Raw genomic sequence first — 11,536 nt, 5'->3', positions numbered from 1 at the left:
TGGATAAGAATTGATTTTATTTTTAATTTTTGGAGATGTCTATTAGACACCTGGCCATATTTGCTTTAAACTCGTGCAATTTCTGATAATTTACGATCGCTGCTTCCACTTTGTTGCACTACTTCTAGAAATAGCCTCAGCGATCGCACTTAATTGATATATTTATAGCGGAAATAGCGTAAGTGCTAGCACGGATTTAATCTGCTAGTTTTTTTGAACTAAAAACAGAAGAAAAGTCCTATACATATAACTTTCATCGTTTTTTATCTAGCAATTTTTTTGCTATAAAATATTGCGGAAGTGACAAATTAACCATATTTAAGCAGATTATTTTGCTATAAAAGTTACAATTTCTAGTTGCATTTACAGATTAAACACAAATTTTACCACTTCAAAAACAGATGAAAGTCAAGCAGGAAAAGACTTAAAGTGCTATCTATATAATCTTCATCAGACTCATGCAAATCTTTACATCTCCTTCACCTATCAGCCTTTTGTTGTAGTTATATTAGATTTAATGAAACAAACAACACACAGCTAAAGAGAACAAAACCAATGAAAGCAACTAAATTATTAACTTCCGTATTCGCTTTAGGTTCCATTGCATTAGGTACATTAGGACAAGCAAAAGAAGCAGCAGCAGTAGCACCAAGCATCGTAAATAGTTGGCAAGCATCTGAAGCTGTTTCAGACGAATATCATAGTGCTAACCATAATCATGCCTTCTGGATACCTAATTTATCAAGTGATTTTGATTTCGAGGGTGATGCTTTCTTCAATGAGTATGATGATGGCACAGTTAATTTAATCGGTAACATTGGTGCAGGGAATAAAAAATTCGCAGTAGATGTTTGGTTCAACTCCCTAGGAAATTTACAAGAAGGACAAGCGATCGCTCCAAATCTTGCACCTAAAATAGAATTGAATCGGGGAGACCATCAGAGCGTCACGAATGTTGCAGATTGGAGTTATTACACAATTGATAGTAGCAAGTCTTTATTAACTGAAATAGGAGAATGGTATGGTAATAATAATTCTACAGATACATTTTTCCTAACGGACAAAAGTAACACATACAAAGCTCAAATGGGTTTAGGAGCTAATGGTAAAAACGTAAACATGGGATTCGCTCAGTGGTTTTACATGATAAATACTGACGACAGAGAGACCTACGAAGAGTATGGTCTTAATGGAGAAGGAGAAAATCGTGTGAGACGCTACCACGGTGATATCAACATTGACCTAAATGTGCCAGAAGGAGGAAGCGGTATTCTGAGTGAGAGTGTTCCTGAACCTGCAACAATGAGTCTTCTAAGTCTTGGTTTATTGGGATCTGGTCTGGGTGCATTAAAGCGCAAAAACAAGTAATTGACTTTCATCTTTGCCACCCAAATGATGCAAACATTAGCATCCCATTATCCCAAAACTAGGGAACTTCTATCACTTCTACTTCTAATCTATTATTCAATTCAGCTTCAACTTGTAAATATCATAGCTCAGGGTATATCTAATTATAAAATTAAATAATATTAAGCTGACTAATTTTCAGTATTCAAAACAGCTTATCACTTAAATATAGATTGAATAATGATGCTCATATCTTCTGAGCGATTTCAGAATGATTAGGAGAATACGAAAGCAAACTTGGGAAAGTAAATAAATCAAACTACAGATAAAGATTTAATCTTGGTCTCCATTGTCAAATATGACTGGAGACCAATTTTAGTTTTGACACTCTCAGATCTAAAGATACTCTAGTTTTCCACTTTCCAAGTGTTTCTGATGAGAAATCTCCAGAAACAAAAATTAGCCTTGCCTTTTTCAAAAAATTTTGTGGGAATGTTCTATTTAGGGTTTGCTGATTAAATATCAAAGTCTCTATAGATAAAGGTAAGTGCCTTTTTAGAACGTGAAAAAGTACGTGATTTTCGCCTTATTAAGACTCAGAAAGTGAGTATTTTGGCGTATAGTTGGGCAAAAGTTGGCAAGGGATAATTTTTCCGACTACCTCCTCTCTAACCCTTCTGCTTTCTGCCTTACCTCACGATCAACCTTACTTTCAAAACAGGATTTAGTATAAACACCTTATTCCTTCTGCTGTAATACCAATTCCCAAAAATAATGCTATACTTCCTGTGGGACTTCAGTTATTAAGTAATAATAATGCTTGAATCATGTTTGTAACGATTCTCGGCATTAAACCAAGATATCTTATCTCTTTTCACCCTACTCCCTACTCCCTACTCCCTACTCCCTACTGTCAAGGAGATGTAGCAAGACTTTTGAGAAATGGTATAACATAGCAATTCTCCAACTTCTAAAGGCCGTAGTTATTGCTATACAATGATTTAGTGGTGCAGGAATTTTGCCAATCTCTATCTAAAATCTATAATATTAACTATGGACATTAAACGAGTAATTATTGCTCATAAGGCCAAAGATCATGTGAGTCAGCATTATGCAGAACAATCTGCTAGACAGTTAGAAGATAGAGGCTGTCAAGTGTTAATGGGGCCTAGTGGACCACAAGATAATCCATATCCGGTTTTTCTGGCCTCTAGCACTCATAAAATTGATTTAGCAGTGGTTTTAGGGGGGGATGGTAGTGCTTTAGCTGCTGCAAGACATTTAGCAGCTCTAGGTATTCCAATGTTGGCAGTTAATGTGGGAGGACATTTGGGATTTTTGACAGAAAATTTTGAAGATTTTAAGGATACAGAGAAGGTATGGGATAGGTTATTTGAAGACCGCTATGCCGTACAACTAAGGATGATGTTACAGTCAGCAGTGTTTAATGGCGATCGCACTAACCTCCAACCAGCAAGCGATCGCTTTTTAGCTTTGAATGAATTTTGTATTAAACCTGCTTCTGCGGACCGGATGCCCACTTCTATACTGGAAGTAGAGATTGATGGGGAAGTAGTAGACCAATATCAAGGGGATGGACTTATTGTTGCTAGTCCTACAGGTTCGACTTGCTATACTGCTTCTGCTAATGGACCAATTATGCACGCTGGTATGGCTTCTATTTCTGTGACTCCAATTTGTCCTTTAAGTCTTTCTAGTCGCCCTATTGTACTTCCTCCTGGTTGTATAGTTAGTGTTTGGCCTTTAGAGGATAATGATTTAACTACTAAACTTTGGGCAGATGGAGTCCTATGTACTGCTATTTGGCCTGGACAACGGGTGGATGTACGAATAGCAGATTGTCAGGCTAAGTTTATTATTTTGCGGGAAAATCATTCATTTTTCCAAACTCTTAGAGAAAAATTACAATGGGCTGGCGCTAGAATTAAGTACAATAATGAGCATCGTAGTAGTTAAGTGGTAGATATTAGGTTGTCATTTCAGTTATCAGTTATCAGTTATCAGTTATCAGTTATCAGTACTTCCTTTAATAGAGAGGCAATAAAATACGGTATTCTCTTTTTTTTATCCCTTTAAAAGGGGAGGCTTAAGACGAAAATTTTTCGGTCAAGAATAATTTTTTTTACTGAATAAAATTTTCCTTAATTTATTTTGTAGGTTCCTCATATCTCCCGATTTTCAAAACTCTAACATTGATGCTCAAAAATGCTTTACCTCAAACAAAAAAAATCTTCAAAATTGTCTCAATTAATCTAATTTTATGTTTGTCTATATTAAGTTTGGTTGAAGGTCTATCTAGCATTATTTTACTGTTTTATAAAATCAGTAAAATTCAACCAATGAGCGAAATACGCCACACTCAGTATGATGAATTATTAGGATGGGTGAATCTTCCTAATGTTAATATTCCAAATATGTATGGTCAGGGGATATATTTTCGGACAAATTCTCAATCTTTGAGAAATAGTGAAGACTTTAGTATTAATATCCCCCCTAATAAAGTTAGGATAATTTGTTCTGGGGACTCTTTTACAATGGGATGGGGTGTTAGTAATGACCAAACATGGTGTCAACTATTAACATCTATCAATCAACGTTTACAAACTATGAATATGGGTCAAGGAGGATATGGTCTTGACCAAGCTTATTTATGGTACAAACGTGATGGTACTAGGTTTGACCATAATATTCAAATATTTGCTTTTATTACTGATGATTTTGTGCGGATGCAGCGGGCAAAGTCTTTGGGTTATGGTAAACCATTATTGTCTTTAGAAAATAGGGAGTTAGTTAATCATAACTTTCCTGTGCCTAGAGGTTCTTTTTTAGCTCCAAAAATTACAGAAGGTAGCAGATATATTCAGGAGTTAAGGTTTTTAAATCTATGGCAAAAATTGTTTCCAAAAAAGTTGAAAACAGATAATCAATATGTTACTCAAACTCCTGCTATAGCCATGAAAATATTTGAGGAGTTGGCGGAAATAAATAGAGATAAAAATAGTAAGTTGGTGGTGGTTTATTTACCTATTCGTTCTGACTATTATGGAAATGAATCTGATTTTTGGCGACAATATCTACAGGTAGAGTTAGAGAAACGCAACATAATTTATATCGATCTAATTGCTGAATTTAGAAAGATAATGCCTAATGAAAAAGTAGAAACAGCATTCTTGGGAGGTGATGGGCATTATTCTGTATTGGGTAATGAATTTTTTGCTAATGTTTTGTATGAAAATTTGTTATCTTTGCCGGAACTTGCAGTTATTTTACAGCAGTAGAATAAGTTTATATATTTGTTTTTATTAGACATCTCTAATAATAAACAAGCAAATCAATTATCGTGCATAAATAATCAACTTATTCTCCCTAACCTATCTTTTCTCAGGATTATTTTATTCTCAAAAATGCATTTTTGTGCATTGACAAGAATAGGTAGTTTCAGCTTTAATAAATTTGAACTTCTGATGGCTAAAAGCTAGTAAATTCATTGCCTATATCTAGAATGAAATAGCCCTGCTTTTTTATGGAGATATCTATTAGGTAATAATGGCTTGTCAATAAATTTGATAGCTGACTTAAGATTAAGGCGATCTATCGCTGAAATTAAACTGATATCATGTCCGCTGGTATCGTTTGCGTAAAAGCTAGGGTGAATATCCACAGGAAATTTAAGTTTTTTCCAGCTTTTCAACCTTTTTTTCTTCGTTCCTTCTTCCTTCTTCCTTCTTCCTTCTTCCTTCTTCCTTACCTTAGCTTACAATACTGATGCTACTGGACATGATATGACTTGGCTATAGAACCAATAAAATGCTAAAATTATAATACTAAAGAGCAAATATAAATATTTACCATTGGTGATTTTTATCGAAAAATTATGTTCTAAAGCCTCCCCTTTTAAGGGGATAAAAAGCGGTCGTTTGCGGAGCATTCCGTAGGATGGGATGGCAAGGTTTCCCGAAGAGTGCAAAGCCGCTCCGAAGTTTGCCATATCTAATCGACCAAGAGAAAAGAGAATATTCGCCAAGGTCAAGCCTCCTTATTGCAGAGGTACTCATAACTAATAACTGAAATGACAAGTTTAAAAAGGTGTTTATAATCCATATTGATTTATCCCATTGAGCTTCTATTTCACCATCTTTTCTCATGCCCAAAACTTGAAAACTCTAACACTTATGATCGATAATAGTTTACGTCAGACAAAAAAAATTATCAAAATTGTTTCGATTAATCTGATTTTAATTGTGGCGATCTTGAGTTTATTTGAAGGTCTATCTAGTATCTTATTACTGTTTTATAGAATTAGTAAAGTTGAACAAAGAGCTACAATACGTCACAGTCAATATGATGAATTATTAGGATGGGTGAATATTCCTAATGTTGATATTCCAAATAAGTATGGAGAGGGGATATATTTTAAAACCAATTCTCAATCTTTTAGAAATAACGAAGATTTTAGCCTTAATATTCCTCCTAATAAAGTAAGGATAATTTGTTCTGGAGATTCTGTCACTATGGGATTTGGTGTGAGTAACGACCAAAGCTGGTGTCATCTTTTAACATTAATCAACCAAAGGTTACAAACTATTAATATGGCTCAACAAGGATATGGTATCGATCAAGCTTATTTACGGTACAAACGTGATGGTACTAAATTTGAGCATAAAATTCAGATATTTGCTTTTATTACTGATGATTTTGTACGGATGCAGAGTGCAAGTTTTATGGGTCGTGGAAAACCATTATTGTATTTAGAAAATGGGGAGTTAGTTAATCATAATTTTCCTGTTCCTAAATACTCTTTTTTATTTCCAAAAGTTACACAAAGCATTAAGCATATTCAAAAATTAAGCTTTTTCGTTATCTGGAAAAAATTGTTTGCTCAAAAGTTGAAACCTAATCATAAATATGTTGTTAAAAGTCCTGCTATAGCTATGAAAATATTTGAGGATTTGGCAGCAATAAATCAAGATAAAAATAGTAAGTTAGTTGTGGTTTATTTACCTAGTCGTTCGGACTATTATAATAATGACTCTAATTTTTGGCGAGAATATCTACAGTCAGAATTACAGAAACGAAACATAATCTATATTGATTTAATTCCCGAATTTAGAGATAAAATACCAAATGAACAACTAGGAAAAGCTTTCTTGGGTGGCGATAAATGGCATTATTCTGTATCTGGCAATGAATTTATTGCTAATATTTTGTATGAAAAGTTGTTATCTTTGCCAGAAGTTGCAGTTATTTTACAAGGGAACAGGGAATAGAATATAGAACAAGCAAAAAAACAGATTCCAACTATGTGAAGTAAAAATATTAAACTTCAAACCTCTGATGAAGGCGATCGCTCACAGAAATTCAACTGATTTTACTATGGCATTGATAAAACCCTAATCTTCCTACTAAAGAGCAAATATCAATATTTGCTAGAGTGATTTTTACAAGTTTAAAAATCAAAAAGTAGAAACGGCATTCTTGGAAGGTGATGGGCATTATTCTGTATTTGGCAATGAATTTATTGCTAATATTTTGTATGAAAAGTTATTATCTTTGCCAGAATTTGGATATATTTTACAGCAGTAGAAAACTGTTGTAAATCTGAGACTGGGAAATGTTTTTATCACTATTGTCTGTTGCCGACTATCCAGAATTATATTTAATAATAAGGGGTAATATCTTCTAAACAAACATCAGCTAAAAAATTTAGGGCGCGAAAACGTAAACTAATTAGTTCATAGTAAAAAGGATTTAATTTACATAGAGGTGGAATATGCAAAACTGTATGACCAAAGAATTTAATGTCTCTGGCAAAGGGGCATTGAGCCGGAATTAATTGACATAATTTTCTGGCAAATGCAGGATTATTAATATCGATATTTTCTATAAAATTGCGACCGGGTTGTAGCAGAATATAAATGGGGTTTTGGGGATAATTATTAGTAGTAGTTTGCATTTTTTTACTCCTATTATTTTTTATTTTGTTTTGAATTAATTGTAATAACGATCAATAGTAAGCATTTCCTGCGGAATGCTGCGCAAACAGCTATTAGCAGTCAGCTCTTCCTACGGAATACTTACAATAAATATTTGAAAAAAAGAGAATTACGATTAGTAAATACTGCACTCGATACCATCAGGATTTTTTCTACAGTAATCATCAAACATAGAAGCTATTTGCTGCTTCTGCCGATTAGCTATATTGCCTAAAACTCTTCATATATTTGCCAAGCAACTGGAGATTTAGCACTGTCAATATCTTCTAAATTCATGACTGAATACGCCTGTTTGACTGCTCCCCGGACTTAAGTCACGGGGATTCTAAGTTGATACTACGCAACAGGATAAATCCATGTTGCTTCGTTTTTTCTTAGCTGACCAAAGATATACTCTTTGGGGACAAGTCAAAGTGCCCCTACACAGTTGGCTTAAGTCTAAACTTAGCTTTCTGCTTACTTTTGCAATTATATTTGCAGCCCCGTTACAGTCTGCATTCACGCACCAATTATTACCTGTTCTATACAAACCACGCTTTATTCTTTTTCCTGACGGTTTCCAATCATCGGGTTTTTCACCATAAATAGGCAGATCGTCACCATCTAAAAACGAAGCTATACTTGTATAACTTTCCTCAGTTTCTATAAATATAATCCCATACTCAGAGCATAATTGAGATATTCTTTCTTTCAGTCTAGCTGTGGGAATTGGTACAAATTCTGAATTACTTTTCTTTCCTAATTCTATTTGATTTTTCTGACCTTTATTCCAACCAAATACAATTGTACCAATAGAATTTTTTACACAATGATTAATTACTATTCTGGCTGCTTTATTTATACCATCACGCATTTGACGGTTACGCTTTTCTGTAATAGCAGCTAATTTATTTGACCAAAATCCAGTCGGTTTATTTTCTTTAATAGTTGATATCTGTTTGTTGTACCAACGATTCATTGATTTGAGATGTTTACCATCTACTATCAAGCTAGTACCAACATTAGATACACAAGTCAACCAATTATTGACTCCATGGTCAATTCCTAAGACATTTTCTTGATTTAATTGAGGTTTAACTACTATTTCTTTTTCATAGACAAATTCTTGGGTAAAACATCTATTTCTCGGTAATATTCTCAGTTCTTTAAGAGAAGCAAAGTTGAGATTACTCGGCTTATGAATATAAAAGCAATCTAATCCAAACCAGCGCTTACAAGTATTACCTAGTGGCACTCTAATTTGATTACCTTTAAGTTTTAATGCTTGAGAAGGGTAACTAACTGTAGCCATTCCTCCTTTTTTTCTATAGTTAGGAATCCTTGGTTTTTCTGAGATTTTTCCTGAACTATAGGCAATAATCAGACCATAATAAGATCTAAATGATTCAGCTACAGTTCTTAATATTTGTTGTGCTGCTTGGGAATGTAGAACTTTATAGTGATTATTTTTTTTGTAGACCTTTTCCAATTCAAACTTGCCCAGAGTTTTGTGAGATTTAAAAAATAATTGCCGACCATAATATATTCCCATGTTAGTGAGCTTATGAGACTGTTCACATAAGAATGTTAAAATAGCAATTAATTCGGGATTTTTACCTACTAAAACTTGCTGACAAGAGTACATTTGAAATGGTGGTTGGATGGCTTTATTGTGAGTAATAATAACACAGGAGCACTTTAGTTGCCTAGTCTAAACGACTCGGTTGTTTTCATCCCTCGGTTCAAACACGAGGGCTTTCAAGGTGGCTTTTTGGTCAAATAAAATACATCAGATTAAAATCCGACTCCTCGCCTTTCACCCATCGCTTAAAAGACGATGGCTTTCATGCTCCCATGTTATTTAGGTAAATGTTGTGATAATTGGCCTTTCAGAACTGCTACTTAACATATCTTTTGCTCTGCTTTACTTCATAGTTTTAATATACACATAATTAAAACAGATAGCAATAGTATTTTTATATAAAAAATATTTATTTTTAATAGGCAGAGCTTATCTTCCTAACCAAATGTCTTTGAATGAAAAGCCAATAGTCTGAAGAGAGAATATTTAATAATGTAGTTTCGCGATCGCTCTACAAGCAGATTTTATCTCAGTAATTAATTTTTATTTTCAAAAATATATTTAAAATACCATTCCCTCTAATGCTCTAACACAGCTAAAATGTTGCATCGGGTAGAGGTGAGTTCCGCGCTATTCTTAAATTGCTCAACATTAAATTTTAGATGAATCCTCCCCTCCCTCAAAAGCATCTTAAGCTACTCCTACTTTTGAGGCAAAACTTAGACGGTGCTTTGATGAACTATAATTTGAGGATATTTTGCTTAAAAATTGGCCAAAAAATATATAAAGCCATCTGTGAAGGAGACAAAGAAAATAAATATGAAAATCCTGGGAATCTCAGCCTATTACCACGACAGCGCCGCCGCCCTAGTATGTGAAGGAAAAATTATCGCCGCCGCTCAAGAAGAAAGATTTTCTCGTAAAAAACACGATGCCAGATTTCCCAAAAATGCTATTTCCTATTGCCTGAAAGAAGCCAATATAGAATTACTTGACCTAGACCAAATAGTTTTCTACGACAAACCCTTAATCAAATTCGAGCGACTTCTGGAAACTTACCTCAGCTATGCTCCCAAAGGTTTTCGCTCTTTTCTCATGGCAATGCCAATTTGGTTAAAAGAAAAATTATATCTGAAAACCGTTTTAAGAAAAGAATTTTCTACACTAGGTCAGTGTAAAGCATCCCATCTTCCCCAACTAATGTTTACCGAACATCATCAGTCTCATGCAGCTTCAGCTTTTTTCCCCAGTCCCTTCGACCGTGCTGCGGTAATGTGTCTGGATGGAGTGGGTGAGTGGGCAACAACTTCGGTTTGGTTGGGAGAAGGAAATAAACTGACTCCCCAATGGGAAATAGATTTTCCTCACTCTTTGGGTTTACTCTATTCAGCTTTTACCTATTACACAGGTTTCAAAGTCAACTCTGGGGAATACAAACTTATGGGTTTAGCTCCCTACGGAGAACCTAATTATGTAGATTTGATTTTAAATAACCTCATAGACTTAAAAGCTGATGGCACTTTCCGGTTGAATATGGAATATTTTAATTACACAACCGGGTTGACTATGACTAATGAGAAGTTTGACAAATTGTTTGGCGGACCTCCTCGCAAAGCTGAAACTAAAATTAGTCAACGAGAAATGGATATTGCTGCTTCTATTCAGAGAGTAACTGAGGAAGTAGTATTACGTCTGAGTCGAACAGTGCAAAAAGAACTTAATGCTGACTACCTTTGTTTGGCAGGGGGAGTTGCTCTTAATTGTGTGGCGAATGGCAAAATTTTACGGGAAGGTATTTTTAAAGATATTTGGATTCAACCTGCAGCGGGAGATGCTGGTGGAGCGTTAGGTGCTGCTTTAGCTATTTGGTACGAATATCACAACCAACCACGGGTAATAGAAAAAGTGGTTGAGAATATTCCAGAAAAGGAATTAATTTCTGTGGAGTCTGGAAATTCTGCTGTTTCTGTGGCAAAACCTCCTGTTTGTCCTGCTCCGAATGACATGATGCAGGGAGCTTATCTCGGACCGAAATTTGCAGATGAGGAAATTCGGGAATATCTGGATGCTATTCAGGCAAAATATGAATATTTGCCAGATACAGAATTAATGCCACGGTTGGCAGAAATTTTAAATAACGGCAATGTGGTGGGATGGTTTCAAGGTCGGATGGAATTCGGACCCCGTGCTTTGGGAGGACGCTCTATTATTGGTGACCCCCGGAATCAAAAAATGCAGTCAGTGATGAATTTGAAGATTAAGTATCGGGAGTCTTTTCGACCTTTTGCTCCTTCAGTTTTGGCAGAACGAGTTTCCGATTATTTTGACATTGAACATTCTAGTCCTTATATGTTGTTAGTAGCTCCGGTGCAGGAGAATTTGTTAATTCCGATGACTGAGGAGCAAAAGCAGTTGTTTGGAATTGAGAAATTGAACGTGCCGCGATCGGAAATTCCGGCTATTACTCATGTTGATTATTCGGCAAGAATTCAAACTATTCATCAGGAAACTAATCCTCGGTATTACGATTTGATTCAGCATTTTGAGAAGTTGACGGGATGTGGGGTAATTGTGAATACATCTTTTAATGTGCGGGGTGAACCAATTGTTTGTA

General features: G+C 35.0%; 9 protein-coding genes. 6 read left to right on the top strand and 3 right to left on the bottom strand.

The genetic code is table 11. The annotated features are described in order from the left end of the window. Positions 1–555 precede the first annotated feature (555 nt). The 5 genes from AC3DU7_RS12710 to AC3DU7_RS12690 all read left to right on the top strand — a co-directional run bounded on the left by AC3DU7_RS12710 (position 556) and on the right by AC3DU7_RS12690 (position 6,635). Complete coding sequence (locus AC3DU7_RS12710) at positions 556–1,368, top strand: PEP-CTERM sorting domain-containing protein (protein WP_488039708.1); 813 nt, start codon at positions 556–558, stop codon at positions 1,366–1,368. Positions 1,369–2,174: 806 nt separating this feature from the next. Then, a complete protein-coding gene (locus tag AC3DU7_RS12705) occupies positions 2,175–2,303 on the top strand; it encodes a hypothetical protein (protein WP_488037585.1) in 129 nt (42 codons plus the stop codon). 97 nt (positions 2,304–2,400) lie between these two features. Beyond that, the gene (locus tag AC3DU7_RS12700; protein ID WP_488039707.1) at positions 2,401–3,324 is read left to right on the top strand and encodes an NAD(+) kinase; all 924 of its coding nucleotides are present in this window, start codon (positions 2,401–2,403) and stop codon (positions 3,322–3,324) included. Between the two features lie 236 nt (positions 3,325–3,560). After that, complete coding sequence (locus AC3DU7_RS12695; RefSeq protein WP_488039706.1) at positions 3,561–4,646, top strand: hypothetical protein; 1,086 nt, start codon at positions 3,561–3,563, stop codon at positions 4,644–4,646. Positions 4,647–5,540: 894 nt separating this feature from the next. After that, positions 5,541–6,635, top strand: coding sequence for an SGNH/GDSL hydrolase family protein (locus AC3DU7_RS12690; RefSeq protein ID WP_488039705.1), 1,095 nt, complete (start codon positions 5,541–5,543; stop codon positions 6,633–6,635). Between the two features lie 389 nt (positions 6,636–7,024). Here AC3DU7_RS12690 and AC3DU7_RS12685 read toward each other — a convergent pair whose 3' ends face one another. From AC3DU7_RS12685 to AC3DU7_RS12675, 3 genes are all read right to left on the bottom strand, one after another. Then, positions 7,025–7,321: a Mo-dependent nitrogenase C-terminal domain-containing protein gene (locus AC3DU7_RS12685; protein WP_488039704.1), complete on the bottom strand. Its 297-nt coding sequence runs from the start codon at positions 7,319–7,321 to the stop codon at positions 7,025–7,027. A gap of 155 nt (positions 7,322–7,476) precedes the next feature. Beyond that, complete coding sequence (locus AC3DU7_RS12680; RefSeq protein ID WP_488039709.1) at positions 7,477–7,566, bottom strand: CP12 domain-containing protein; 90 nt, start codon at positions 7,564–7,566, stop codon at positions 7,477–7,479. Positions 7,567–7,686: 120 nt separating this feature from the next. Next, positions 7,687–8,985 carry an RNA-guided endonuclease InsQ/TnpB family protein gene (locus AC3DU7_RS12675; RefSeq protein ID WP_488039703.1) on the bottom strand — a complete coding sequence of 433 codons (1,299 nt, stop codon included), beginning with the start codon at positions 8,983–8,985 and terminating at the stop codon, positions 7,687–7,689. 756 nt (positions 8,986–9,741) lie between these two features. Here AC3DU7_RS12675 and AC3DU7_RS12670 point away from each other — a divergent pair. After that, positions 9,742–11,536 (top strand): carbamoyltransferase family protein (locus AC3DU7_RS12670; RefSeq protein WP_488039702.1); only part of this gene is annotated, 1,795 nt, incomplete at its 3' end.

Source organism: Okeania sp., from assembly GCF_983059655.1.
This window is presented reverse-complemented; position numbering and strand designations above follow the sequence as displayed.

Excerpts from the sequence above, each read along its gene's own strand:
- AC3DU7_RS12710 (WP_488039708.1), top strand. The coding sequence starts at position 556 with ATGAAAGCAACTAAATTATTAACTTCCGTATTCGCTTTAGGTTCCATT.
- AC3DU7_RS12705 (WP_488037585.1), top strand. The coding sequence starts at position 2,175 with ATGTTTGTAACGATTCTCGGCATTAAACCAAGATATCTTATCTCTTTT.
- AC3DU7_RS12685 (WP_488039704.1), bottom strand. The coding sequence starts at position 7,321 with ATGCAAACTACTACTAATAATTATCCCCAAAACCCCATTTATATTCTG.
- AC3DU7_RS12690 (WP_488039705.1), top strand. The coding sequence starts at position 5,541 with ATGATCGATAATAGTTTACGTCAGACAAAAAAAATTATCAAAATTGTT.
- AC3DU7_RS12675 (WP_488039703.1), bottom strand. The coding sequence starts at position 8,985 with ATGTACTCTTGTCAGCAAGTTTTAGTAGGTAAAAATCCCGAATTAATT.
- AC3DU7_RS12700 (WP_488039707.1), top strand. The coding sequence starts at position 2,401 with ATGGACATTAAACGAGTAATTATTGCTCATAAGGCCAAAGATCATGTG.